At 64.4% G+C, this 25,695-nt stretch carries 22 protein-coding genes; 13 read left to right on the top strand and 9 right to left on the bottom strand.

The window, feature by feature from the left end; translation table 11 throughout:
- Positions 1-8 precede the first annotated feature (8 nt).
- From clpB to nadC, 6 genes are all read left to right on the top strand, one after another.
- Positions 9-2,588 (top strand): ATP-dependent chaperone ClpB, encoded by a 2,580-nt coding sequence (gene clpB / locus ABZN20_RS13030; protein ID WP_218808338.1) that lies wholly within the window; start codon positions 9-11, stop codon positions 2,586-2,588.
- A 100-nt stretch (positions 2,589-2,688) separates the two neighbouring features.
- Positions 2,689-3,387 (top strand): phosphate regulon transcriptional regulator PhoB, encoded by a 699-nt coding sequence (gene phoB, locus ABZN20_RS13025; protein WP_218808339.1) that lies wholly within the window; start codon positions 2,689-2,691, stop codon positions 3,385-3,387.
- 3 nt (positions 3,388-3,390) lie between these two features.
- Positions 3,391-4,716, top strand: coding sequence for a phosphate regulon sensor histidine kinase PhoR (gene phoR, locus ABZN20_RS13020; RefSeq protein WP_367025525.1), 1,326 nt, complete (start codon positions 3,391-3,393; stop codon positions 4,714-4,716).
- Positions 4,717-4,913: 197 nt separating this feature from the next.
- A complete protein-coding gene (locus tag ABZN20_RS13015) occupies positions 4,914-5,960 on the top strand; it encodes an OmpA family protein (protein ID WP_218808341.1) in 1,047 nt (348 codons plus the stop codon).
- A 168-nt stretch (positions 5,961-6,128) separates the two neighbouring features.
- On the top strand, positions 6,129-7,280 hold the full coding sequence (locus ABZN20_RS13010) for a substrate-binding domain-containing protein (RefSeq protein ID WP_218808342.1): 1,152 nt from the start codon (positions 6,129-6,131) through the stop codon (positions 7,278-7,280).
- A 3-nt stretch (positions 7,281-7,283) separates the two neighbouring features.
- Entirely contained in the window at positions 7,284-8,126 is an 843-nt protein-coding gene (nadC, locus tag ABZN20_RS13005) for a carboxylating nicotinate-nucleotide diphosphorylase (RefSeq protein ID WP_367025524.1), read from the top strand.
- A gap of 41 nt (positions 8,127-8,167) precedes the next feature.
- On the opposite strand, the gene ABZN20_RS13000 is transcribed toward nadC, so the two are convergent.
- Positions 8,168-8,668 (bottom strand): SixA phosphatase family protein, encoded by a 501-nt coding sequence (locus tag ABZN20_RS13000; RefSeq protein ID WP_367025523.1) that lies wholly within the window; start codon positions 8,666-8,668, stop codon positions 8,168-8,170.
- A gap of 236 nt (positions 8,669-8,904) precedes the next feature.
- Between ABZN20_RS13000 and ABZN20_RS12995 the strand changes: the two genes are divergently transcribed.
- The 5 genes from ABZN20_RS12995 (at position 8,905) to ppnN (ending at position 15,231) form a co-directional block, all read left to right on the top strand.
- The gene (locus tag ABZN20_RS12995) at positions 8,905-10,491 is read left to right on the top strand and encodes a glucan biosynthesis protein (protein ID WP_367025522.1); all 1,587 of its coding nucleotides are present in this window, start codon (positions 8,905-8,907) and stop codon (positions 10,489-10,491) included.
- Positions 10,492-10,520: 29 nt separating this feature from the next.
- Positions 10,521-10,967: a hypothetical protein gene (locus ABZN20_RS12990; protein ID WP_255556636.1), complete on the top strand. Its 447-nt coding sequence runs from the start codon at positions 10,521-10,523 to the stop codon at positions 10,965-10,967.
- 14 nt (positions 10,968-10,981) lie between these two features.
- The gene (gene mdoH, locus ABZN20_RS12985) at positions 10,982-13,021 is read left to right on the top strand and encodes a glucans biosynthesis glucosyltransferase MdoH (RefSeq protein WP_367025521.1); all 2,040 of its coding nucleotides are present in this window, start codon (positions 10,982-10,984) and stop codon (positions 13,019-13,021) included.
- Between the two features lie 65 nt (positions 13,022-13,086).
- Positions 13,087-13,641 carry a uracil-DNA glycosylase family protein gene (locus ABZN20_RS12980; RefSeq protein ID WP_218808992.1) on the top strand — a complete coding sequence of 185 codons (555 nt, stop codon included), beginning with the start codon at positions 13,087-13,089 and terminating at the stop codon, positions 13,639-13,641.
- 225 nt (positions 13,642-13,866) lie between these two features.
- Positions 13,867-15,231 (top strand): nucleotide 5'-monophosphate nucleosidase PpnN, encoded by a 1,365-nt coding sequence (gene ppnN / locus ABZN20_RS12975; RefSeq protein ID WP_305080261.1) that lies wholly within the window; start codon positions 13,867-13,869, stop codon positions 15,229-15,231.
- 13 nt (positions 15,232-15,244) lie between these two features.
- Here ppnN and ABZN20_RS12970 read toward each other — a convergent pair whose 3' ends face one another.
- Together ABZN20_RS12970 and argS are read right to left on the bottom strand one after the other, a co-directional pair.
- On the bottom strand, positions 15,245-15,886 hold the full coding sequence (locus ABZN20_RS12970) for an SPOR domain-containing protein (protein WP_218808348.1): 642 nt from the start codon (positions 15,884-15,886) through the stop codon (positions 15,245-15,247).
- Between the two features lie 2 nt (positions 15,887-15,888).
- Positions 15,889-17,649, bottom strand: coding sequence for an arginine--tRNA ligase (gene argS / locus ABZN20_RS12965; protein ID WP_218808349.1), 1,761 nt, complete (start codon positions 17,647-17,649; stop codon positions 15,889-15,891).
- A gap of 116 nt (positions 17,650-17,765) precedes the next feature.
- Between argS and ABZN20_RS12960 the strand changes: the two genes are divergently transcribed.
- The gene (locus ABZN20_RS12960; RefSeq protein WP_218808350.1) at positions 17,766-17,966 is read left to right on the top strand and encodes a hypothetical protein; all 201 of its coding nucleotides are present in this window, start codon (positions 17,766-17,768) and stop codon (positions 17,964-17,966) included.
- Here the strand turns inward: ABZN20_RS12960 and ABZN20_RS12955 are convergent.
- The 5 genes from ABZN20_RS12955 to ABZN20_RS12935 are packed head-to-tail and all read right to left on the bottom strand — an operon-like array spanning position 17,963 to position 23,915.
- The gene (locus ABZN20_RS12955; protein WP_367025520.1) at positions 17,963-19,699 is read right to left on the bottom strand and encodes a BatD family protein; all 1,737 of its coding nucleotides are present in this window, start codon (positions 19,697-19,699) and stop codon (positions 17,963-17,965) included. The genes ABZN20_RS12960 and ABZN20_RS12955 overlap by 4 nt on opposite strands.
- Before the next feature lie 2 nt (positions 19,700-19,701).
- Positions 19,702-21,498 (bottom strand): vWA domain-containing protein, encoded by a 1,797-nt coding sequence (locus ABZN20_RS12950; RefSeq protein ID WP_367025519.1) that lies wholly within the window; start codon positions 21,496-21,498, stop codon positions 19,702-19,704.
- Positions 21,495-22,481: a vWA domain-containing protein gene (locus tag ABZN20_RS12945; protein WP_218808353.1), complete on the bottom strand. Its 987-nt coding sequence runs from the start codon at positions 22,479-22,481 to the stop codon at positions 21,495-21,497. Before ABZN20_RS12945 ends, ABZN20_RS12950 begins: the two co-directional genes overlap by 4 nt.
- Before the next feature lie 11 nt (positions 22,482-22,492).
- Positions 22,493-22,969: a DUF4381 domain-containing protein gene (locus ABZN20_RS12940; protein WP_367025518.1), complete on the bottom strand. Its 477-nt coding sequence runs from the start codon at positions 22,967-22,969 to the stop codon at positions 22,493-22,495.
- 4 nt (positions 22,970-22,973) lie between these two features.
- Positions 22,974-23,915, bottom strand: a complete 942-nt coding sequence (locus tag ABZN20_RS12935; protein WP_367025517.1) for a DUF58 domain-containing protein — start codon at positions 23,913-23,915, stop codon at positions 22,974-22,976.
- A gap of 245 nt (positions 23,916-24,160) precedes the next feature.
- Here ABZN20_RS12935 and ABZN20_RS12930 point away from each other — a divergent pair, with 245 nt between their 5' ends.
- The gene (locus ABZN20_RS12930) at positions 24,161-24,505 is read left to right on the top strand and encodes a phage holin family protein (protein ID WP_218808356.1); all 345 of its coding nucleotides are present in this window, start codon (positions 24,161-24,163) and stop codon (positions 24,503-24,505) included.
- 7 nt (positions 24,506-24,512) lie between these two features.
- Here the strand turns inward: ABZN20_RS12930 and hemW are convergent, their stop codons facing one another.
- Entirely contained in the window at positions 24,513-25,655 is a 1,143-nt protein-coding gene (gene hemW / locus ABZN20_RS12925) for a radical SAM family heme chaperone HemW (protein WP_367025516.1), read from the bottom strand.
- Between the last annotated feature and the right edge of the window lie 40 nt (positions 25,656-25,695).

The raw sequence follows: 25,695 nt of genomic DNA, 5'->3' as shown, positions 1-25,695 counted from the left end.
TTGAACCGATGCGGATGGACAAACTGACCAGCAAGTTTCAGGCGGCCCTCGCCGATGCCCAGAGCCTGGCGCTCGGGCGCGATCACCAGTTCATCGAAGCCGTGCACGTGATGTCGGCGCTGCTCAACCAGGAAGGCAGCACGGTGCGGCCGCTGCTGGCTCAGGCAGGCGCCAACGTGTCCCAGTTGCAGCAGGCCTTGGGCGCCGCGCTGGAGCGCCTGCCTTCGGTGGAAGGCGTCGGCGGCGACGTGCAGATATCCGCCGACCTGTCGCGGATGCTCAATCTGACCGACAAGCTGGCCCAGAAGCGCGGCGACCAGTTCATCACCAGCGAAATGTTCGTGCTGGCGGCGCTGGAATCCCGGGGCGAGCTCGCCGAGCTCCTGCGCAAGGCAGGCCTGTCCAAGGACGCCCTGGAACGGGCGGTCGAAGCGGTGCGGGGCGGCCAGGCGGCCGATGATCCGAACGTCGAGGAGCAGCGCCAGGCCTTGCAGAAGTACACGATCGACCTGACCGAGCGCGCCGAACGCGGCAAGCTCGATCCGGTGATCGGCCGCGACGACGAGATCCGCCGGACCATCCAGGTGCTGCAGCGGCGTACCAAGAACAATCCGGTGCTGATCGGTGAACCCGGCGTCGGCAAGACCGCCATCGTCGAAGGCCTGGCACAGCGCATCGTCAACGGCGAAGTGCCGGAAGGCGTCAAGGGCAAGCGCCTGTTGGCGCTGGACATGGCGGGGTTGATCGCCGGGGCGAAGTTCCGCGGCGAGTTCGAGGAGCGGCTGAAAGGCGTACTCAACGACATCGCCAAGCAGGAAGGCCGCGTCATCCTGTTCATCGACGAGTTGCACACCATGGTCGGCGCCGGCAAGGCGGAAGGCGCGATGGACGCCGGCAACATGCTCAAGCCGGCGCTGGCGCGGGGCGAATTGCACTGCATCGGGGCGACCACCCTGGACGAGTATCGCAAATACATAGAAAAGGATGCGGCGCTCGAACGGCGGTTCCAGAAGGTGCTGGTGGACGAGCCGACGGTGGAGGACACCATCGCCATCCTGCGGGGCTTGAAGGAGCGCTACGAAGTCCATCACGGCGTCACCATCACCGATCCGGCGATCGTGGCGGCGGCCACGCTGTCGCACCGTTACATCACCGACCGCCAGTTGCCGGACAAGGCCATCGACCTGGTCGACGAGGCCGCCAGCCGCATCCGCATGGAAATCGATTCCAAGCCGGAGGAGATGGACCGGCTCGACCGCCGCCTGATCCAGCTCCGGATCGAACGTGAAGCCTTGAAGAAAGAGACCGACGAAGCCTCGAAGAAGCGGCTGGAAGCCTTGGAGGGCGAGATCGGCAAGCTGGAAAAGGAATACGCCGATCTGGAAGAAATCTGGAAGAGCGAGAAATCCCGGCTGTCCGGCGCCGCCAGCGTCAAGGAGGAATTGGAAAAGGCCCGGCTCGACCTCGACAACGCCAAGCGCAGCGGCGATCTGACCCGCGCCGGCCAGATCCAGTACGAGCAGATCCCGGCGCTGGAAAAACGTCTGGCCGCGGCCGAAGCCGGCGAGGACGACGAGTTCCATCTGCTGCGCAACAAGGTCACCGACGAGGAGATCGCCGAGGTCGTCTCGAAGTGGACCGGGATTCCCGTGGCGAAGATGCTCGAAGGCGAGCGCGAGAAGCTCCTGCACATGGAGCAGAACCTGGGCCGGCGGGTGGTCGGCCAGCAGGAGGCGATCACCGCGGTGGCCAACGCCATACGCAGATCCCGCGCGGGCCTGGCCGATCCCAACCGCCCGAACGGCTCTTTCCTGTTCCTGGGGCCGACCGGCGTGGGCAAGACCGAGCTGTGCAAGGCCCTGGCCGAGTTCCTGTTCGACACCGACGAGGCGATGGTGCGCATCGACATGTCGGAGTTCATGGAGAAGCATTCGGTCGCCCGCCTGATCGGGGCGCCGCCCGGCTATGTCGGCTACGAGGAGGGCGGCTATCTGACCGAGGCCGTGCGGCGCAAGCCCTATTCGGTGATCCTGCTGGACGAGGTCGAGAAGGCGCATCCGGATGTCTTCAACGTGCTGCTGCAGGTGCTGGACGACGGCCGCCTCACCGACGGCCATGGCCGTACCGTGGATTTCCGCAACGCGGTGGTGGTGATGACGTCCAATCTGGGTTCCAATCGCATCCAGGAGTTGGCGGGCGAGGCGCATTACGCCGAGATGAAGGCCGAGGTCATGGAGATCGTGGGCCAGTATTTCCGGCCGGAGTTCATCAACCGCATCGACGAGGCGGTGGTGTTCCATCCCTTGGGACGGGAACAGATCCGCGCCATCGCTCGGCTCCAGGTCCGCCATCTCCAGGAACGCCTGGAGGCGCGCGACCTGTCCCTGGTGGTATCCGACGCGGCGTTGGATCAGCTCGGCGAGGCCGGATTCGACCCGGTCTACGGCGCGAGGCCGCTGAAGCGGGCCATTCAGCAGGAGCTGGAAAACCCTCTGGCGCTGGATATACTCGCCGGCCGTTTCGCAGCCGGCGACGTGATCGGCGTGGACGTCGAGGATGGAGGGCTGAGGTTCTCCAAGATGGGCTGACCTCTCTGCCCCAACCCACCGGTCTGACTCGGAGTTGTAACGGGACGGTAATCTTCGGTAATTAGATTAGACGCGGTTTTTTAACGCTGGAATCCGAAGAATGTCCGATATCAACGTGCTGGTAGTGGAAGATGAGGAAGCCATCCGGGAGATGCTGACCCTGGTCCTCGAACAGGCGGATTTCGCCGTGCACACCGCGGGAGACGTGCAGCAGGCCTTGAGCCGGATGGACGAACAGGAACCCGACCTGATCCTGCTGGACTGGATGCTGCCGGGAATCAGCGGCGTGGAATGGGCGCGCCGCCTGAAGAAGGACGAGAATTACGGCGACATCCCGCTTATCCTGGTGACGGCCCGCGGCGAGGAGGAAGACAAGATCAGAGGGCTCGACGTGGGGGCCGACGACTACGTGACCAAGCCCTTTTCTCCGCGGGAACTGATTGCGCGCATCCGGGCGGTCCTGCGCCGGAGCAACCGGCAGGCCAAGCTGGACGGACGCATCGAGATCGGCGGCATTCTGCTGGACACCGACGAACACAGGCTCAGCATCGACGAGGAATCGGTGAACCTCAGCCCGACGGAGTACCGCTTGATGGAGTTTTTCCTGACCCATCCGAGCAAGGTATACAGCCGGGCCCAACTGCTCGACCAGGTGTGGGGCCGCAGCGCCTATATCGAGGAGCGGACGGTCGATGTCCATATCCGGAGGCTGCGCAAGATACTTTCGGAACACGACCGGGAAGACATGATCCAGACCGTCCGCGGATTCGGTTACCGTTTCTCGACGCGGCCGGACTGACGCATGTTCCGGGCCTGGGCTTCCGAGTTCTTCACGATATTCTGGGTGGTGCTGGTAGCGGTCATCGCCGGCCGTATCGCTGAGGACTTCGGTTTCGCCCTGTGGGTCGGCACGGCCTTGTACCTGCTTCATCACCTGGTCCACGCCAACCGGCTGTATGTCTGGATGCGCGGCGGGCGGGCCGAGCGGATTCCCGCCGGCACGGGGATCTGGGAAGAAATCTATTATCTGATCCACAAGCTGCGCCGCCGCAACAAACGGCGCAAGAAGCAGCTCATCCGCATGCTGGAGCAATTCCGGACGGCGACCTCGGCCTTGCCGGACGCCACGGTGGTGCTGGGCGCGCGGGACGAAATCGACTGGTTCAACGAATCCGCCTGCCGCCTCCTCGGCCTGCGCAAGAGCGATCTCGGCCAGAACATCGGCAATCTGGTGCGCTATCCGAAGTTCGCCGAACACCTGAAGAATTCCAGGGACAGCGCGACCGTCAGCATCCCCTCCCCGGTGGACGAGGCCCTGCAGTTGGAGGTCAGGATCGTCCCCTACGGGGGGGACTCCAGGCTGCTGATCGCTCAGGACGTGACGCAGCTTCGTTTCATGGAGCGGGTGCGCAGCGACTTCGTGGCGAATGTTTCTCATGAGCTCCGCACGCCTTTGACGGTTTTGAAGGGGTACATGGAAACCCTGAACGACGGCGGGCAGGATCTCCCGGCGTCCGCCTACGGCAAGATGGTCCAGCGCATGGTGGAACAGACCGGCCGCATGCAGAGCCTGGTCGACAATCTGCTGTCCCTCACGCGGCTGGAATCGGGCCCGCCCAAACCGGCGACCGTGGTTCGGATTCCCGTTCTGCTCGAGCGGCTGTGCAAGGAAGCCAACGTGGTGGAGGCGAGCGAGCACACGCCCGTGCGGCTGAGGCTCGACTCCCAGGTTTCCTTGCTGGGCAACGAAACCGATCTGCACAGCGCGTTCGCCAATCTGATTTCCAACGCGATCAAGTACAGCAGGCCGTCCGATACCGTGACGGTACGCTGGTCCCAGGAAGAATCGGGCTGCGCCCGGCTGGATGTCGAAGATACCGGCCCAGGGATTCCGAAAGAACATATTCCCCGTCTCACCGAACGTTTCTATCGGGTCGAAATCGAAGGCTGCCGGAACAAATCGGGCACCGGTCTGGGGCTCGCCATCGTCAAACACGTCATGTCGCGGCATGACGCCGAACTGTTCATCGCCAGTGAACTCGGGCGAGGCAGCCGTTTCACCTGCCTTTTCCCGCCGAGCCGCGTGGTATCCGGGGCGGACGCCGGCCAGCCGGATCTTCCGGTGTAACCGGCCGGTTCCATTCCGGAACCCCCCTTCTCTATCATTTACGCTGAAACTCGTTGAATCGGCTTCAATTCCGCCTGTCAAGAAAATTCTATGGAAGTGGTGGGATTGTGGTTGCGCTGGGCTGTAAGGCTGTTTTACTATTGGACCTGTTGTTTTATCGCGCGTGACTTGTTGCATTTTTGCTAAGGAGACGGGGTATGATTAAACGCACTTTGATAGCGCTGGGCATGGTGGCCGCGGCGACTGCTTCGGTACAGGCCGAAGAGACTTTCATGGACGACCGCTGGTACATTGCGCCGGTCGCGGAGTACACCTATACGGGCCGTAGTCCAGGCATTCTTCAGCAAGCCTGGGGTGCAGGTCTTGGCATCGGCAAGATCATCAATGAATACTTCAACGTCGAAGTACGTCCATTGTGGAATCATTACGAAGGCAACACCGCCAATGTTGGGGGGCCGGAGAACCGTAACGCGGATATGTACGGCGGTGTGGTCGACGTACAGTATTACTTTATGAGGGATGCGTTCCAGCCGTATGCTGTCGTTGCCGCCGGTGGTTCGACCTGGGGCTACAACGGAAATCAACGTTCGACCCGTTTCCTGGGTGAAGCCGGGTTCGGTGCAAACTACGAACTGAACGACAACTTCCTGCTCCGCGGTGACCTTCGTTACCGTGCCAACGTGCTGGCGGACGATAACGGTCCCGGGGACCAGCACGGTTTGGTATTGAACATCGGCTTCATGGTACCGTTCGGTGAGAAGCCCCACGCGCCGGTGGCCGCTGCGCCGGTTGTGCAGGACACTTGCGAAACGCGTGATTCCGATGGCGACGGTGTGAACGACTGCCTCGACAAGTGCCCCGGCACGATGAAGGGCGCGAAGGTCGACAGCGATGGCTGCTTGATCCGCATCGAGCTCCACGGCGTCAACTTCAAGTACGATTCGGCCGAGCTGACCAGCAGCGCCAAGCGCATCCTGGACGAGACGGCGGAAAACCTGATCGTCTTCCCCGAGAAGCGCGACATCGAGGTCGCCGGTCATACCAGCACCGAGGGTACCAACGAGTACAACATGCGCCTGTCGATTCGCCGTGCGCATTCGGTGGCCGACTACCTGAAGGCCAAGGGTGTGACCAACCAGCTCTACCCGAAGGGCTACGGCGAGGAATACCCGCTGGTTCCGGAGCATAGCGAGGCGGATCGCGAGAAGAACCGCCGCGTGGAACTGATCTGGATGGGCGACTGATGCGGGGCCGGCTCCGGCCGGCCTTCCACACAGCCCAGCTTGGCCCGCAAACCCGCCTTCCGGCGGGTTTGCTTTTTTCGGCGTGTGCCGAAGAAGTACAATCGGCGTGCGGATACCCGCTTTGGGGAAAACGCTTCTGCTGTCGATCCAACCTCACGAGGATATCAGGTGCTAAATAGATTTCCGGCGTACGTCGCCGCTTCAGTCCTGTTTTTTCATGCCGCAACGGCGCATGCGGAATTCGGACGCCCTTATCTGTTGATTGCGGGCTCGTCGACGATTTTTCCCTTGGCCAGTGCCGTGGCGGACCATGTTTCGGCTTCGGGAAAGGTGCGGAAGCCGAAAGTCGAATCGACCGGAACCGGTGGCGGCATCAAGCTGTTCTGCGAAGGGACGGGTCGGAACTATCCCGACATCGTACTTGCATCCCGGATGATGAAGAAGGTCGAGCGGGACGAATGCGGGCTCAACGGTGTGAACGAAATCACCGAATTGAAGATCGGCTATGACGGCATCGTCGTAGCGCAGTCGCGCAAGGACAAGCCTTTGAGCCTGACGAATCGCGACCTGTACCTGGCTTTGGCCAAGACGGTTCCGGATCCCAAATGCGGTGGCTCCTGCGACCGGCTGGTACCGAACCCCTACAAGAAATGGAATGAAGTCAATCCCGCTTTACCGGATGCCCCGATCGTTGTCTGGGGACCGCCTTTGAGTTCGGGAACCCGCGACACATTCGCCGAGGATGTGCTCGAGGCCGGCTGCGCGAGTTTTCCGGCGATGAAACAGATGATGCTGGCCAACGAGGCCAAGTTCAAGAAACTCTGTCAGACCATCCGCGAGGACGGCGTTTACGAGAACGAGCCGGAAAGCGGCATCATCGGTCATGTCGAAGGAGGCCAGGGCCTGGGCATCGTCGATTTCGGCGTCCTGGCCAAGCACAAGTCCGAGCTGATCGCGGCTTCCATCGAAGGCATCGAGCCGACCTACGAATCCGTCAAATCGCAGCGCTATCCGGTGGGGCGCCCCCTTTACATGTACATCAAACAGGCGCATTTGGGCCTTGCACCGGGCATGGAGGCCTACCTCAAGGAATTCACCAGCGACAAGGCATGGGGAGACGAGGGTTATCTCATCGCCGACGGTCTGATTCCGATGCCGTCCGCCGAGCGGACCATCGAACTGGAGAAGTTGAAAGGGATCGTGGCCTCGGCGGAGCCCGCGGCAGTCAAGAACGGAAAGAAAGCCGGAACCAAGGAAAGCAAGCCGGCCGGCAAGGCCAAATCCGCCAAGAGCAAGGAGTCCAGGAAGACGCAAGGGTAGGCCGTGAACCAGGTCCCCGTCGAGCTGAACCTCGACGACATAGAGCGCTATCTCTCGGAAGACATCGGCTCCGGCGATCTGACAGCCGACGTCGTCCCGGCGTCGGCCTTCGCCAGGGCCGGGGTCGTTACACGGGAGCCGATGGTCTTGTGTGGAAGGGCGTGGTTCGAGGCCGTTTTCCGGCGGCTCGACCCCGCCATCGAGCCGGTCTGGTTCGTGGAGGAAGGCGGGGAAGCCTCCGCCGGCACACTTCTGTGCGAACTCGAAGGGAACGCCAGGGCATTGCTCAGCGGCGAACGCACGGCGCTCAACCTGCTGCAAACCCTGTCCGGCACCGCGACCGTGGCCCGCCTTTACGCCCGGGCCGTCGCGGGCACCGGCGTAAAGGTCCTCGACACCCGGAAAACCCTTCCCGGCCTGCGGCTGGCCCAGAAATACGCCGTGCGGTGCGGAGGCTGCCATAATCACCGCGCGGGTCTCTACGACGCCGTGCTCATCAAGGAAAACCACATCGTCGCCGCCGGTTCCATCGGTGAGGCGGTGGCGATGGCGCGACGACTGCATCCGGACGTCATGGTCGAGGTCGAAGTGGAAAACTTCGCGGAACTCGAACAGGCTTTGACCGCCGGGGCCGACCGGATCATGTTGGACAACTTCGAACGGAACGCCTTGAGCAATGCGGTCGCCGTCACCGCCGGGCGTGCCGAACTGGAAGTGTCCGGCAACATCGATCTGGAGAGCATTCGCGCCGTGGCGGAAACCGGCGTGGATTTCATTTCGGTGGGCGGATTGACCAAGCACCTCCGCGCCATCGATCTGTCCATGCGTATCGTCTTTCCGGGGTGATGCAGTCTCGTGGGCCGAGCCCCGGAGACCGTCTCCGGGAGTCACGGCGTGAGATGCCTTTTGGGATAGTCGAAGAACTTCAGCCGTCCTGTGCCTTCCATGACGTGCGCCCAGCTGTCGACCGTGAATTCGATCGCCGCGATGCCGCAGGTGGGCATCTCTCCCAGGCTTTCGCCGGTGAGGCAGGAAGCGGCTTCGGACAGGTCGGGATTGTGGCCGATCACGTAAACCCGCTCGTCCTCGTCATTAAGCGCTTGCACAAGCTCCACGATGGCCCGTCTCCCCCCGAGATAGATTTGTTCCGCGATGACGATGGCGTCTTTGTCGTAGCCGACTTCCCAGGCGATCAGGCGGGCGGTTTTCCGGGCGCGCCGCGCGGGGCTGGAGACCATGCGATCCGGTTGCATGCCTCGGAACCGCAGCAGGCTTCCCATGAACGGGGCATCGCGCTTTCCGCGCTCGTTGAGAGGGCGGTCGCGGTCGGTGAGCGATGTGTCGCTCCAAGCGGATTTCGCATGCCGGATCAATAGCAGTTCTCTCAAAAGCCTTTTCCTCGCTCGGGACTGACGGCTGACGCTCAAGTTCAGGTAATTGGCGCCCCGTTGTATACTATGAATGGCACGATGTGCCAATGCGCGAGCGTTTTTATATCCAATGCCGCCGGCGAAGATACGCCGGGCGCTTTGACGGGCGTCGCCATATCCGTAGCTCTCCCCGCCCGGCGGCGTGCCGGCACTCAGACTGGTTTTTTGCAACTCTCTTGGTGAGAACGATTCCATTGAACAGACGCACCGGGATGCTCCTGTATCTGTGCCTGGCATGGGCTGGCGGTATTGCACACGCAGGCCCGGCGAAACAATCCGCACCGGTTCCGCTGCCGAGTTCAACCCCGCTGCCGCCGGCCGCAGAAGAGGACAGGCCCTTCGGCTTCGATGTGGTCGAGCAGCGCGCCCACGCCCTGGCGGCCCAGCCCTATGTCCGTGACGACGGCGGCGTGCCGGAGTTCCTCGGCAAACTGGACTACGACCAGTACCGCGACATCCGCTTCAAGGCCGACAAGGCGCTGTGGCGCGAGGAGGGGCTGCCCTTCCAGGTCCAGTTGTTCCATCGGGGATTCATGTTCAAGGACCGGGTCGTGATCAACGTGGTCAGCAACGGCGAAGCGACCCGCCTGGCTTATTCGCCGGAATTGTTCGACTTCGGCAAGAACCCGGTGCCGGGGCCTCTCGATGCCGATCTCGGTTTTGCCGGCGTGCGGTTCCATTACCCCTTGCGCCGCAACGAGGTTTTCGACGAAGCCAGCGTCTTCCTGGGCGCCAGCTATTTCCGTGCGGTGGGGTTGGGCCAGACCTATGGCCTGTCGGCGCGGGGGCTGGCGGTCGACACCGGGCTCACCAAGGCGGAAGAGTTTCCGATTTTCCGGGAATTCTGGATCGAGAAGCCGGCGCCGGGCGGCTCCGAACTGGTCATCCATGCGCTCATGGACAGTCCCAGCGTCACCGGCGCCTATCGTTTCGTGCTGCGGCCGGGCCTCGATGCCACCATGGATGTGACCCACCACCTTTATTTCCGCCGCAAGGTCGAGCGCCTTGGGATAGCGCCGCTGACCAGCATGTTCTTCCATGGCGAGAACACCGACCGCTTCGCGGACGACTTCCGCCCCGAAGTCCACGATTCCGATGGTCTGCTCATCTCGCGCAGCAACGGCGAGTGGATCTGGCGTCCGCTGAACAACCCGCGCCACCTGCGCATCAGCGTGTTCCGGGACGAGAAGCTCACCGGTTTCGGCCTGCTCCAGCGCGACCGCGAATTCGATCATTACCAGGATCTGGAAGCGTATTATCATCGCCGGCCCACCTCCTGGGTCGAAGCCGTGGGCGACTGGGGCCCCGGTGCGATTTACCTCATCGAGATTCCGAGCGATGCGGAGAAATACGACAACATCGTTTCGTTCTGGGTGCCGGATCAGCCGACCGATGCGGGCAAGGAAATGAGCTTCTCGTATCGGCTGCATTTCACTTCCGATGAGTTGATGGCGCCGCGTTCCGGCAAGGTCCAGGCGACCCGGATCGGCGCGGGCGGCACCAATGCCCAGGAAGCCGGCAGGCGCAAGTTCGTGATCGATTTCGCCAGCGAAACCCTGAAACTGTACGGCGAAGACGCAAAGATCGAAGCGGACGTCGGCACTTCTTCGGGCTCGATCCGGGACACCGTGGTCCACAAGAACACCGAGACCGGGGCTTGGCGCCTGAGCTTCGAGCTGGAGCCCGAGAAGGACAAGGACCCGGTCGAATTGCGCGCGGTGCTGCGCGCGGGCAAGGACGTGCTCACCGAAACCTGGCTGTACCAGTGGAGTGCCCAATGAATGCGGAGCCGGCGGCCGTTTCTGCGGCCATGGCATCGGAATCGACCGCGCACGCGGCCTCCGAGGTCGGGGAAGTCGTCAAATCGTATCTCCGGCGCCTTCGATTCCGGGACGCGGCCCTCATTGACAGGCTGGCCGCGGAATGCGTGGAACGGGCGCGCCGGCGCGTCGCCAGGCACGACTCCGCCGAGCTGTCTCGGCGCGCCATCGAGGAAGCCCAGCGGCGGCTGGATCAGGCGCTGGCCCGGGCGCTGGGCGTGAATGCCAGCCGCGAGTCGTCGTTGATCGCGGGTGCACGCGCCGCCTTGTTGCTGGGGGACTTGGGGATCGGTGCCGACGAGCTCTATCTGAATTCCTCCGCCAATCCGGAATTCGCGTCGCGCCTGCAACGGCATTGGCCTCAGGCTCAGCCGCCCGAGGCGCCGGTGGCGATGCAGCCGCAGAAGCTTCGCTTCTTTCTTTTCAAGTCCGTCTGATTCTCAAGATCCGCATGGCCGTTCATTCGCCGATGCCCCGCCGGCCCAGGCTGTTCCGTAGAACCGTGTTTCTGACCCTGGTGACGCTGACGACCTTCGCCGCCATGTTCATGATCACCAGCGCCTTCCAGCAGAACGGCCTGACGCCCCAGGAACTCGTGCTGCTGCTGCTCTATACCCTGCTCATACTGTGGATCAGCACGTCGTTCTGGACCGCGACGATCGGCTTTCTGGTCCTGCTGTTCGGCGGCGACGGCAAGTCGATCTGCCGCTTGCCGCCGATGGCGTCGCCGGAGCCGGAGGCGACGCCGCTGCGGACCGCCATCGTCATGCCGATCTATAACGAGGACCCGCACCGGGTGTTCTCGGGCCTTGCGGCGATCTGGCAATCCCTGCTGGAAACCGGGCGCTCCGAGGGTTTCGAGCTGTTCATCCTCAGCGATACCCGCGATCCGGAGACCTGGCTTCAGGAGGAAACCCGCTGGTACCGCCTGTGCGAGGAGTTCGACGGGCACGGGCGCATCTTCTACCGCAACCGTGAAAAAAACGTCGCCCGCAAGAGCGGCAACATCGAGGAGTTCTGTCACCGCTGGGGCAACCGCTATCGCTACATGATCGTGCTCGATGCCGACAGCCTGATGAGCGGCGAGACGCTGGTGCGCATGGTGGACCTGATGGAGGCGCATCCCAACGTCGCGCTGATCCAGTCCCCGCCGCTGCCGGTCAACCAGAAGTCCCTGTTTGCGCGGATCCTGCAGTTCGCCAGCAGCCTTTATTCGGATATCTTCACCGCCGGATCGTCGTACTGGCAGCTCGCCGACAGCAATTACTGGGGCCACAACGCCATCATCCGCGTGCAGCCGTTCGTGAAGCATTGCGGCCTGCCCAAGCTGCCGGGCCGTGAGCCCTTCGGCGGCGAAATCCTCAGCCACGACTTCGTCGAGGCCGCCCTGTTGCGGGAGGCGGGCTGGGAGGTCTGGCTGGCCTACGAGCTTGCCGGCAGCTACGAAGAACTGCCGCCCACCCTGATCGATTACGCCAAGCGGGACAGGCGCTGGTGCCAGGGAAACCTCCAGCACGTTCGGATGGTGTTCGCCCGCGGACTCTCCGGCATCAGCCGGCTGCACCTGGTCATGGGCATCATGTCCTACCTCTCGTCCCCCCTGTGGCTGCTGTTCCTGCTCATCACCGGCTTCGAGGCCTATATCCGCAGCCAGACCCTGCCGGTGTACTTCTTCGGCGACAACATCTTCCCGGTCTGGCCGGAGTCCTACGCCGTCGAGATGACGACGGTCCTCCTTGTCACCCTGGCCATGCTGTTTCTGCCCAAGCTGTGGAGCCTCCTCCTGCTCTTTACCCGCAACCGCCGCAAACTCAAGGCGTTCGGCGGCGTTTTCCGGGTGACGCTCGGCGTGTTTTTCGAAAGCCTTTTCTCGATTTTCACCGCGCCGGTGCTGATGCTTTATCAGAGCAAATTCGTAATCTCCATTCTGGCGAGGAAGAGCGTGGGCTGGCCACCGCAACAACGGGATGCGCATGGCCTGAGCTTCAAGGAGGCGTTCCTGGCCCACGGCGGACAGACACTGGTCGGCTTCATCGCCGGCGCCCTCAGCTATCATTACGTGCCCAGCTTTTTCTGGTGGTTCACGCCGGTTCTCGCCGGTCTCGTTTTCGCCATACCGACTTCCATGATTTCCAGCAGCGCAAGGTTGGGCCTCTTCGCCCGGCGGCTCGGTCTGTTTCTGACGCCGGAGGAATCCCGCGCTCCCCGTGTGATCGAGCTCTTGCACGAAAATCTCGGGCGCGATTCCGGCGTGGAGGACAGCGGCTACGGCAAGGTCGTCGATCCCGCCGCGTGTGCGCTGCATGCGGCATTGCTGCCGCAGCGGCTCCCGAGAAAGCGCCTGCGCCATCAACTGCATGCGCTGATGTATCAGTTGGTGGAGGAAGGTCCGGAAACGCTTTCGAACGCGGAGAAGCGCAGCCTGGTTTCCGATCCCGACACCCTGATGCGACTGCACACCCTCGCCTGGAGCCGGGGCGAAACCCATTGATGGACGTTTCGGAAGCGATAGGCCGGCATCAGGCCGCCTTGCGGCGGTGCGGTCTCTGCCCCGGCATGGTGCCGCCGGTGGTCATGGGCAAGCCCGTCGCCTCGCCGGTGTACCTGGTGGGACAGGCGCCGGGCGCAAGAGAGGGGGTGCTGGGCAGGCCGTTTGCGTGGACGGCGGGGAAGACGATGTTCCGCTGGTTTGCGGGTATCGGCCTGGACGAGGAAGCATTCCGGGAGCGGGTATATATGGCCGCGGTGTGCCGCTGTTTTCCCGGCAAGAACCCCAAGGGTGGAGACCGGGTCCCGGACCCGCACGAGATCGAGCAGTGTTCGGTCTGGCTGCATACCGAGCTCGATCTGCTCAGGCCGGCCCTGATCATTCCGGTGGGAAAGCTTGCGGCGAGCCGGTTTCTGGCGTTCGGCCAGCTCTCCGACGTCGTGGGGAAGCGGCACCGCTTCGAAATGGAAAACGTGATGGCGGACCTGATTCCGCTGCCGCACCCCTCCGGCGCATCCACCTGGCACCGCCGGGAGCCCGGCAAACGCCTGCTCGAGCAGGCGCTTGCGCTCATCCGGAGCCATCCCGCATGGCGTTCTCTCTGTGATCCGCATGCACATTGACAGGGCATTCTTTTACGAGTTGTGCACAATTGCCCAGTTCGCCCCGGTTTGTTGACGGTCTTTGGCCGATGCCGAAGACAAAATTTGCAAGTTTTTGTATTGAAAAGAATCTTATAAAGATTCCGAGACAGGGGACGTGAATGCTGTGGCAGTTGACGAAGCGATTCGGTCATATCCCGCATTTTTCCCACAAAGTTATCCACAGGTTCTCCGACAGTTGAGCTCATGTCATCCATGAATGTCCAGGTCAGCCCGGAAGGCAGCCTCGAAGTCCTTTCCAAACTCGAAGCCGGGAAGCTGCTCGACAGCAGTGAAAGCGCCCTCCACGAACTGTTCCGCAATTGTTCGCTTGCGGTGCTGAACTGCGGCGGCCAGGTCGATGACAGCAAGCAGGTATTCGAGAAGTACCGTAATTTCGACATCCGCGTTCTTCCCACGGCGCGCGGCGTGCGCCTGGAACTCATCAATCCGCCGCAAAGCGCTTTCGTGGACGGCGAAATGATCCGCGGGATACGCGAGCATCTGTTTTCGGTGCTGCGGGACATCGTCTATACCCGCTTCGAGATCGTCGGCGACCCGAAATTCGATCTGTCCGAATCGGGGCACGTTACCGACGCGGTGTTCCATATCCTCCGCAACGCCAACTGCCTGGTACCCGACGTGCCGCCGAACATGGTGGTGTGCTGGGGCGGTCATTCCATCGACCGGGGCGAGTACGAGCACACCAAGGAGGTCGGCCACGAGCTGGGTCTTCGGGGGCTGGACGTCTGTACCGGCTGCGGACCGGGCGCGATGAAAGGGCCGATGAAGGGGGCCACCATCGCCCACGCCAAGCAGCGTATCCGAAGGCCGCGCTACGTCGGCATCAGCGAGCCCGGCATCATCGCCGCGGAGCCGCCCAATCCGATCGTCAACGAGCTGGTCATCATGCCCGACATCGAAAAGCGCCTGGAGGCCTTCGTGCGGACGGGCCACGGTATCGTGGTGTTTCCCGGCGGCGTGGGCACGGCCGAGGAGATTTTGCACCTGCTCGGCATCCTGATGCATCCGGAAAACAAATACCTGCCGTTTCCCCTGGTCTTCACCGGCCCCCGCGAGAGCGCCGGCTATTTCGAGCAGATCGACCGTTTCATCGAGGCGACCCTGGGGCAGGAAGCGCGGAGACGCTACGAGATCGTGATCGGCGATCCGGCGCAGGCCGCCAGAAAGATGAAGGAAGGCGTCGACCTGGTGCGGCAGTTCCGGCGCCACCATGACGACGCCTATTACTACAACTGGCTGCTCCACATCGAACCGGCGTTTCAGACGCCTTTCGTGCCGAGCCATGAAAACATGGCCGGCCTCGCCCTGCACCGGAACCAGCCCCCTCATGCGCTGGCGGCAAATCTGCGGCGGGCTTTCTCCGGCATCGTCGCGGGGAACGTCAAGGCGGAAGGCATCCGCCGGATCGAGCAGGAAGGTTTGTTCGAGATCCGCGGCGACCGTTCGATCCTCGATCCCCTGGACGAGTTGCTTGCGACCTTCGTGGCGCAGAAACGGATGAAGCTGCCGGGGACCAAATACGAGCCGTGTTACCGGCTGGTCGCTTGAAGTCCGGGATGGTTCAACGCTTCGCGGCGGGAGCGGGGGACAGGCGGGGCGTCATTTTCTGCACCACGCTGTCGATCCCGTTCTTCTTGAGGATCGAGCGCAGGCGGTCGGCTTCGGCCAGATTGTCATAGGGGCCGACCTTCACGCGGAACCATTCGACGTTTTCTATCTTTACGCTCTCCAGCCGGGCTTTGACCTTGAGCTTGATCAGGTCGGCGCGCATTTTTTCGGCATCGGCCCGCGAGCGGTAGGATCCCGCCTGGACGACATAGCCGCCGCCCGGCGGCGACTTGCCCTGTTTCTCCTCCCGCTTGATGGTCCGGATCTCCGCTTCCGGGATGATTTCTTCCTTTTCCGACAATATCTTGTAAAAGGTAAACCGTGGCGGGTTGGGTTTCTTGCCGGCCGTGGGGATGGGCGTTTCCAGGTTCCCGGCTTCGGTCTCGTTTCCCGCTCGTCCGGATTGCGCCTGGCCGGGCTTGGTTTCCGGGGATGGAATCACCGCGGCCGTTTCGGCATGTTTGGAAAGGATGACATAGGCTCCCCCGCCGGCCGCCAGGCACACCGCGGCGACGCCCGCCGCCAGCCAGCCGCGCTTGCGCCGGCGCTGTGCCTGGCGGTAACCGGGAACCCTGTGTTTGTAATCCTTAGGCATTGCTACATGGTTTCGGGAGCGGATACGCCCAGCAAGCCGAGACCGTTGGCGATGACCTGCCGTACGGCGTCGATCAGATTCAGACGGGCATCCCGCAGGTCACCGTCCTCGACCAGGAACTGGCAGCTATTATAGTAGCCGTGGAATTCCGCGGCGAGATCACGCAGATAGTGCACCAGGTGATGAGGAGCGTATTGCAGTGCCGCCTGCTCCACGATTTCGGGGTAGCGCGAGAGGCTGCCCACCAGCGTGAGTTCGTGCGGTTCGCTCAGTCTTTCCAGATGCTGCATACCGCGCCCCAGATTCCGCGCCCAGCCTTTTTCGTCGAGCTGGCGGAACACGCTGCATACCCGGGCATGGGCGTACTGCACGTAGTAGACGGGATTTTCGTTGGTTCGCGAGGTGGCCAGCTTGAGGTCGAAATCCATGTGCTGGTCGGACTTGCGCATCACATAGAAGAAGCGCGCCGCATCCTTGCCGACCTCGTTGCGGAGCTGGCGCAGGGTCACGAACTCCCCGGAGCGGGTGGACATCTGCACCCGCTCCTCGCCGCGGTACAGCACGGCGAACTGCACCAGCAGCACCTCCAGTTTGCCGGCATCGCCCCCCAACGCCTGGATAGCGGCCTTGACGCGCGGGATGTAGCCGTGATGGTCGGCGCCCCAGACGTTGACGATGCGGTCGAAGCCGCGCTCCAGCTTGTTCAGGTGATAGGCGACGTCGGAGGCGAAATAAGTGGTCTGGCCGTTCTCGCGCACCAATACCCTGTCTTTCTCGTCACCCAGCCGGGTGGACGCGAACCACTGCGCGCCGTCCTTCCCGTAGACGTAGCCCGAGGCCTTGAGTTTCTCCAAGGCCCGCTCCACGGCGCCGGTTTCGGTCAGGCTCAGTTCGGAGAACCATTCCTGATAATGGGTGCCGAATTCGCCCAGATCGTCGCGGATGTCGTCGAGGATGCTGTCCAGCCCGGCGGTGAACACCTCGCGGTAACGCTCGGGGCCGAGCGTGTTTTTCGCCTTGCGGACCATCGCGTCGATGTATTCCTCCTTGTCGCCGCCCTGGGGTTCGTCCGGCGGCAGTCCGGAGAGGACTTCGTCCGCGGAAGCCCGGTAACGCTCGCCCTGGGTACGGTAAAGGTCGGACGCAACGTCGCGGACGTATTCGCCGCGGTAGCCGTTGGCCGGAAAGGGCAGCACTTCCCCGCAGTTTTCCAGGTAGCGCAGCCAGACGCTGGCGGCCAGGATGTCCATTTGCCGGCCGGCGTCGTTGACGTAGTATTCCCGGTGCACATTAAAACCCGCCGCCTCGAGCAGGTCTGCGACCACGGCGCCATAGGCGGCGCCGCGGCCGTGGCCGACATGGAGGGGGCCGGTGGGATTGGCGGACACGAATTCGACCTGCACCCGTTTTCCCGCTCCGACGCTGCTGCGGCCGAAGCCGGGACCCAGGGCATGGATCTCGGCGATGATCCGGTGCTGGGCGGCCGGGTCGAGGAAGAAGTTGAGGAAGCCGGGGCCTGCGATTTCGGTGCGGACGACCGCCGGGTCCTCCGGCAGCGCAGCGCGGATTTTTTCCGCCAGTTGGCGCGGATTGCAGCGGGTGGATTTGGCCAGCAGCATGGCCGTGTTGGCCGCGAAGTCGCCATGCGCGGGATCGCGGGTGCGTTCGATCTGAAGCGGTACTTCCGCGTCGGCGGGCAGGTCGCCGGCGGTTTGCAGTCGCTCCAGCGCGCTGCGGAGCAGGATTTCCAGACGCTTTTTCATGAACGGGGAGCCGGGGGAAAAGGAGAGTGGTGAAAAGGAAATTATTATCCTATAAAGGCGTGCCCGCCGCGCAATGCGGCGGGTATGCCTTTCGCTATCGGAGATAACCAATCGTCATGACCACACGGGATATTTTTCACCGCCTCCGCGTGGGGCTGGCCCTGCTCGTCGGTTTCCTGGTGGGCAAATTTCTCGGGGAGCATTTCGGCCACCACGCTTCCGAGTTCTTCATCGGCGGCTTCCTGCTGGGTTTCCTCCTGACCCATGCGCTCTACTGGATCATCGACAGGGCGTTCGGCGACCGCGCGCCGCTCTAAGGCGCGGCCTCGGCCGGCGGATGCAGGGAGGCGATCGCGGCCGGACCGCGGTTCTCCGCCCTGGATTTGCCGAGATCGGTGGTGACGATCGCGGCCCACAAGGCCGCGCCTTTCCACTCCATCCGGGGATGCCCGTAAAGCGCCCGGCTGAGCGTCTTGACGGCGTTCTTGAGCTCGCCTTCGGAGCGTCCGGCAATCCCTTCCAAGGACATTTCGCAATCCGGCCAGCGCAGCGAGGCCCAGTCGAGCAGGGCGCGGCGGGCCCGTTCCGGATCGTTCGCGGCGCAGGCCTCCTTCAGTTCGCGCATGCGCTGTTTGTCGGAAGGTTTCCGGGATTCGGGCGGATTTGTTGCGGTTTCCTCCCGGCTCCGCCGGGCCGCTCGCCACCACAGGCCCGCCGTGATCAGCCATCCTCCCGCGAGGATGAGACTGAGCCAGAACCAGACCGGGGAGGCCGCCATGCCGCCTTCCGCCTGTTCGGCGCCGGGGGATGCCGGCGTGGTGCTTGCCGCTTCCGTCGCGGGTACGGAAGCTTGGACCGGCGCCGCGGCACTTGCGCCGACTTCGATCTCGCGTGCGGGGAGGCGGGCTACTTCCATTTTTTCGGCCGCGATGTTCCACCACGGCACCTCGATGGCGGGAAGGGTGTAGCGGCCCGGTTGGTCGGGGATCAGGGCCGTCTTTTCCTGGCGGGTGCTGATGAGCCCGGTACCTTGCCGCTGTTCGTCCATGGCCGGCTGATCGGGATAACGGCGGATTCCCGCCGGGATTCCTGCCAGGCCCAGTTCCGGCAGCACCCCCACGGTAGCCCCTTGCGCCTTGAGCGTGAGGGTGCGGGTGAGCGGCTGGCCGGCCTCGACCCTAGCGGTGTCGGGCGACAAGGTTTCCTCCAGCGTCACGTTTTCCGCGGGCAGCCAGTGTTTGCCCGAAAATGCGGCGGGCGCCGGCCGCACCTGCAGCTCGACGGCCTCGGATTGCAGGCTGACGGTCTTTATCGGGCGCCCGAAGAACGGGTTGAAGCCGCCCCGTCCGCCGGCCTGCACTTCGGCGTCCAGGGTCAGCGGCGGGATACGCAGGGCGCCGCTCTTCTGCGGAAAGACCGCATAGCGGATTTCGGTCGCCGCGTAGGTGTTGCCGTTGCGTTCCGTCGAGAAATTGCGCTTGTCCCCCAGCTGCTGGACCAGCGCGTCGGGAATCTCCAGGGGGCTCAACTGGGCGCGTCCCAGATTGGTCCGGTAGAGTACGCGTACGGTGTAGACCGTCTGTGCCTGGACGTACGGGTTTTTCGGCAAGGCGTCGACTTCGATCAGCAGGGCGTCGTCGCCCGGGCTGCGCGCCTGCCCCGGCGCCGACCGGTCCGTGACCGTGACCGTCAGGGCCTTGGAGCGGTCGGCGCCGAAAGCGATGGGCGGCACGGTCAGCTTGCCGGCCTGTTTGGCGACGACCGAGACGGTCCACTCGAAGGTGCGGCTGACCTTGCCGTTGACCATCGAGATCCGGCTGTTCTGGCTTTGGCCCAGCATCCGGAAATCCTGGTTCAGCGGCGTGAAGTCCGGCTCATCGTCGGGCGATTCGTCGGCGCTGAAGGTGAGGTTGAAGGATTCGTTGACGGGTACCGGATCGCGGTCGGCGGTGACGGTGATCTCCGCCGCCCACCCGGCGCCGCTCAAGCCCAACCACAGCAGCAGCCCGAGGATGACCGGGCTACACGCCGGTGCGCATCGTTTCGCCATGCTCACCGCCCTCCCGTGCCCTGCTGGCGCTGCCGGTACTGGTAGAGGAACTTGCGCCGCAGCAGGCCGCCGGGGTCGTCCGGGATGCGCTTGAGCCATTGTTCGGTGGCCTGCTCCTTTTCGTGCTCGGACCGGGATTCGGCTTGCTGCATCTGCTCCTCCTGGGCTTCTTTGTCTTCCGCCGATGGCTCGCTGGCCTGGGGGGCCGGCGATGCGGATTGGGCCTGGTCTTTTGCGTCCGGCTCCGGGGCTTGCCGTTCCCCCTTTTCCTGGCCGGGCTGTTGCTCGGACGATTTTTCGTCCGGCTTGGGTTCTTTCTGAGACGGGTCCTGGTCGGGCTTTTGTTCCTGCGAGTCCTTGCCGCCGCCGTTCGGCTCCTGTTGCTGGCCGTCCTTGTCTTCCTGATCCGGGTCCTTGGAATCGGATTGCTGTTTCTGCTGTTCCTGTTGCTTCAGGGCCTGCTCGACCACTTCGCGGTTGTGGCGTGCGTCTTCGTCGTCGGGGGCGAGCCGTTCGGCATGTTTGTAGGCCTCGAGCGCCTCCTGGAGTTTGCCCGACTTCGCCAGGGCGTTGCCCCGATTGTAGGCGGCGTCGGCGCTGTCCAAGCCTTCCAGCGACTCGGCCGCCTCCTCGTATTTGCCGGCGCGGTACTCGGCCGCGCTTTTCCAGGCCGGATCGCGGAAGCCGGCGGCGGCCCGGTCGAATTGCCCGGCTTCGAAGGCTTCCGCCGCCCGCTGGTCCGGGGTTTTCCAGAGCCCCTGCCAGTCCAGCGCATGGGCGGGGCGCGGCCAAGGCAGGGCGAACACCAGTACGGCCAGCCAGCCGCGGCGGAAGCCCAGTGCCGCCAAAGGCAGGACCAGCAGCAGCAGCCAAGGGCCGCGGTCTTCCCACAGCTCCAGCTTCATGGCTGCCTCCCTGCCCTCATTGCGGCGGGCGCTTTGCTCGAAGAAGGATGTGAGGGCGTCGGTGGCCGCCGCGCCGGCGCTCAATTCGAGGTAGCGTCCGCCGCCCTGCCCGGCCAGCTCGCGCAGCGCGGGTGCGTCCAGGCGCGACAGTTCGATCTCGCCGTTGGCGCCCTTGCGGAAGCCGCCGCTTCGCTGCGGAATCGGCGCGCCCGCTTCGGTGCCGATGGCCAGCACCGAAACCCGGAAGCCTTCGCCTCGCAGTTTCGCCGCCAATGCCTCGGCCGCCGGGTCCGCCTGCACCGCGGCCAGCAGGATGTCGCCGCGGCCGAAGCCGCCGTCACGCAGAAGCTGGGCGGCCAGCGTCAGCGCACGCCCGGCGTCGTGGCCCGTGGCTGGCACCAAGTCGGAACTCAGGGCCGGGAGCTGAGCGTCGATGGTGTCGACGTCGTCGGTCAGCGGCGTGACCGTGAAAGCGTCGCCGCCGTAGATGAGCAGCGCCGTCTGGCCGTCCTTGCGCTGCTTCAGCAGGTCGGTGACCGCATAGCGCAGGCGGGTGAGGCGCGAGGGCTGAAGGTCCGCCGCGTCCACGGCCGGGGACAGCTCCAGCGCGATCACCAGCGCCGACTGGTTGCGGAATGCCGGCGTCTGCTGGCGCTCCCAGGTGGGGCCGGCCGCGGCCAGGATCGCCAGGACGCCGGCGATCGCGCCGAGCCACCACGACAGCTTGCCGGCTTGCCCCGGCGTGCCGATCAACAGATGCGGCAGCAGGCCGTCGTCGCAGATCTTTGCCCAGTCGCCCTCACCCTGCCTGCGGCGGTGCCAGTACCAAAGTGCCAGCGCCAGGGGAATCCAGGCCGCCAGCCAGAGCGGGCGGAGAAAATGAAATTCCATCATGAGGCGTTCCTTCCGCGCAGCCACAGCGCGCCGGCGCCGGCCAGCAGCGCGAGTGCCAGCGGCCAGGGAAAAAGCTCGTCGCGGGGTCGGAAATACTGGGCATCGCGCGAGGCGGGTTCGAGCCGGTCCAGCAGGGCGTAGATCTGATCCAGCTCCTCGGTGTTGCGGGCGCGGAAATAGCGTCCCCCGGTCTTTTCCGCGATGGCGGTCATCGTGGCCTCGTCCAGGTCCTCGGAAGGATTGACCCGGCGGGTGCCGAAAAAGTCGCGCACGATCATCTCGTCCGCGCCGACGCCGATGGTGTAGATCTTGAGCCCTTCCCGCGCCGCCAGTTCGGCGGCCTGCAGCGGCTGCACCTGGCCGGCGGTGTTGGCGCCGTCGCTGAGCAGGATCAGCACCCGCTGGCCGGCGGGATTGTCGCGCAGGCGCTTGATCGCCAGGCCGATGGCGTCGCCGATCGCGGTCTTGTCGCCGGCCAGCCCGATCGCGGCCTCGTTGAGCAGGTTCCCGACGGTCTTGCGGTCGAAGGTGAGCGGCACCTGGAGATAGGCCTCGTCGCCGAACAGGATCAGGCCGATGCGGTCGCCGCTGCGACGCTCGATGAAGGCGCTCGCGACCCGCTTGACCGCCTCGAGCCGGTTGGAGACCTCGCGGTCGACCACGAAATCCTCGATGTCCATGCTGCCGGACAGGTCCACGGCCAGCATCAGATCGCGTCCGCTCACGGTCTGTTCGATGGGTTCGCCCAGCCACTGCGGCCGGGCCGCGGCGGCGACCAGCAGCAGCCAACCCAAAGCGGCCAGGATCAGCGGCGTGCGGCTGCCCGGCACCGCGGTCCCCGCGGTTCCCAGATCGGCGAATTCTCCGGCGAAAGCGACCCGCAGCGCCGCTCCTCCGCCGCGCGGCGCGGGCCGCCAGAGCCAGCGGACGGCGAGCGGCAAAGGCAGGGCGAGAAACAACAGGGGCCAGGCGAATTCGAACATGGCGGTGAAGTTCAGAGCGAGCGGTGCCGGGGTCTGGGGAGTTTACGGGCCCAGTCCCGGCAGAGGGCGAACAGGGCGGCCGGGTCCGCTTCGCTGCCGGGGCTGTAGGGACTCTCGATCAGGCAGCGGCCGGGGCCGTCGCGGAACCGGTGGCCGCCCAGCACGGAATCCAGCGTTTCCAGCCAGGCTGGGCCGGTCAGTCCCGCCACCTCCTGGCGCGGATAGAGAGTCAGGCAGGCGCGCCGCAGCAGGATCGAGACCCGCCCGATCTTCTCGGCCGGCTCGAGCCCGTCCAAGGCTTCGATCGCGGCCAGCTCGCGCAGCACTGCCTTTCTGAGCGGGTTGCGGATGAGGCGTCTCCACACGATCCGCAGGATCAGGATCAGCGCGATGGCGAGCAGCGGCGCCAGCCACCAGCCGGGCGCGGGAGGCCACCAGCCCACTGCGGGGGACAGATGGATGTCGCGGAGATCGAGTTGCTGCTCCATGCCTTCAGCGTGTTTTCGACGAGGCGCGGAGCGCCCGCTGGAGGAAAGCCAACGGATCGTCCGCAGTGGAACATACGAGCCAGCGCATGCCGTGGCCGCGGGCGAAACGCTCCAGCTCGCCCCGGCGGGCTTCGAACTTTTCGCGCCAGCGCTCGGCGCTGCGGTGGCCGGCGTCGAACGCCAGTTCCCGGACGGTGTCACTGACCCGGAAACGGCCGGATTCCGGCAATCCCGCCTCCAGCGGATCGTACACGAACACCGGCACCACCGAGGAATGCCGCGCCAGGGCGCCCAGTGCGGTCTGCGCGGCGGTGTCGAAGCCGCGGAAATCGCTGAGCACGAACACCAAAGTCCCCGGCCTCACGTGCTGCTGCAGGCGTTTCATGGCTGTGGCCGGCACGGCTTCGGACGCCGCTGCCGGCAGCGCCGGGGCCTGCGCGTCCGCCAGCTGCCGGATGAGGCGCAGCACCCCGCGCTGGCCGTGCTCGGGCTTGAATTCGCTGCAGCCTTGCTCGGAAAACACCTGGCCGCCCACCCGGTCGCCGTGGTGGCTGGCGCTCCAGGCCAGGAGCGCGGCGAGCTGGGCGACGCGTACCGATTTGAACGCTCCGCGGGTGGCGAACCACATCGCGGCGCGGTAGTCCACCGACAGCATCACCGGCCGCTCACGCTCTTCCCGGAACAGCTTGGTGTGGGTCCGGCCCGTCCGCGCCGTGACCCGCCAGTCCAGGTTGCGGACGTCGTCTCCCGGGGCGTAGGGCCGGGATTCCGCGAACTCCATGCCGCGGGCCTTGAAACGCGACAGGTAGCCGCCGCTCTCCACCGCCTTCACGGCGATCCGGTAAAGGCCGATGCCGGAGGCCGGATGGTTCAGGCGGATCAGCCCGGCCAGCGAGGGACGGACCAGGTCGGCGGAAGGGCTCGCCGGATGCGGAACACTACTCATCGGAACTCAATGGCAAAGCGGGGGCTGATCGGGAGCGAACGGGGTGTGCTATGAAAAGCGGACCGGAAGCGGCATTTCAATGCGTTCGGAAACGACGATTAAAGCGTTACGCGGCAGCGCGGTCAAATCGAGCAAATCCCCGGGGTAGGGTCGGCAGGGATCCGAGGCCATGGTACTTATGGCATCTGCCGCGCTAAACTGCAACGGTTGTTGCCCGATTCGTCGAACAGATACGGAGGCATCACGTGGTTGCGTTTCTCGTGCATCTCTTTTTCACGGCGGCCCTGCTGCTGCTGGTGGCCCATCTCGTGCGAGGAGTCGAGGTGGAAGGCTGGGGTTCGGCGATTCTCGGCGCCATCATGCTGGGCCTGGTGAACGCCTTCGTGCGGCCGGTCATGGTGCTGCTCACCCTGCCGTTCACGATCCTGAGCTTCGGGCTCTTCCTCCTGGTGGTCAACGCCTTCATGCTATGGCTGGTGTCCGTCCTGGTTCCGGGCATCCGCGTCCGTGGTTTCGCTTCGGCCTTGTTGGGGAGCCTCCTGCTCACGCTGCTCAACATGGGCGTCGCCTCCCTCATGGGACCGGTGTGAAGCTGGCTCAGGCAGGCGGAAGGAAGCGCTGCAACACGTCGTCGAGAAAATTCCAGCCGGCGTCGGTACAGCGGATAAGGCAGCCCGAGCGCTCCAGCAGTCTCTCGCTCAGGCATTCCGACAGGGCTGGTTCCAGGGCGTAAGCCTCCAGTCCCGTGCCTTCGGTGAAGCCGCCAAGCTCGAAACCATCCCGCAGCCGCAAGTGGTTCATCAGGAATTCGAAGGGCAGGTTCTCCGGATTGACGAGGTGCTCGCCGCCGATGCCTAAGGTTTCCAGGTATTGCGCGGGGTGGCGGGTTTTCCATAGCCGCGTGACCCGTCCGGACGCCGGGTCGGTGATCTTGCCATGAGCACCGGCGCCGATGCCTAAATAGTCGCCGAAGCGCCAATAGTTCAGGTTGTGGCGGCAGCGGAAGCCGTCGCGGGCATAGGCCGAGACCTCATATTGGCGGTAGCCGTGTTCGGCGAGCAGGGCTTGGCCGGCGCGCTGGATGTTCCAAATATCGTCGTCATCCGGCAGGGCGGGCGGAAAACGGTGGAACAGGGTGTTGGGTTCGAGCGTGAGCTGGTAGAAGGAGAGATGGGTTGGCCCCAGCGCGATGGCCGTTTCCACATCCCGTTCCGCCTCGGCGACGGTCTGGTTCGGCAGGCCGAACATCAGGTCCAGGTTGAAGTTGGCGAATCCGGCCTCGCGCGCCATCGTCGCCGCCTCGATGGCGGCGTGGCCGTCGTGGATGCGGCCCAGAGCCGCGAGCTTGGCGTCGTCGAAGCTCTGCGCGCCGATCGACAGGCGGTTGACGCCGGCTTCGCGGAAGCCCTTGAATTTGGCGCTTTCCGCCGTGCCGGGATTGGCTTCGAGCGTGATTTCGGCGTCGGCGGCCAGGGCGATGCGCGACCTGACGCCATCCAGCAGGAGTCCGATGGCTTCCGGGCTCAGCAGGCTGGGCGTGCCGCCGCCGATGAAGACCGATTCGACGCGGCGGCCCCTTACCCTGTCCGCGTCCCGCGCCAGATCATTCAACAAGGCCGCGATATAATCGCGTTCCGGCAGGATTCCCTCGAAGCGGTGGGAGTTGAAATCGCAGTACGGACACTTGCGCACGCACCAGGGCACGTGGATGTAGAGTCCCAATGGGGGCGGTTTCAGCATGGACGGGGCCGTCCGTCCCGGCAGACTTGCATTTTGTACA

This window comes from Methylococcus sp. ANG (genome assembly GCF_040730495.1).
GTDB lineage: Bacteria > Pseudomonadota > Gammaproteobacteria > Methylococcales > Methylococcaceae > Methylococcus.
Note: the sequence above shows the minus strand (reverse complement) of the source record. Positions and strands in the feature narration are given on the sequence as shown.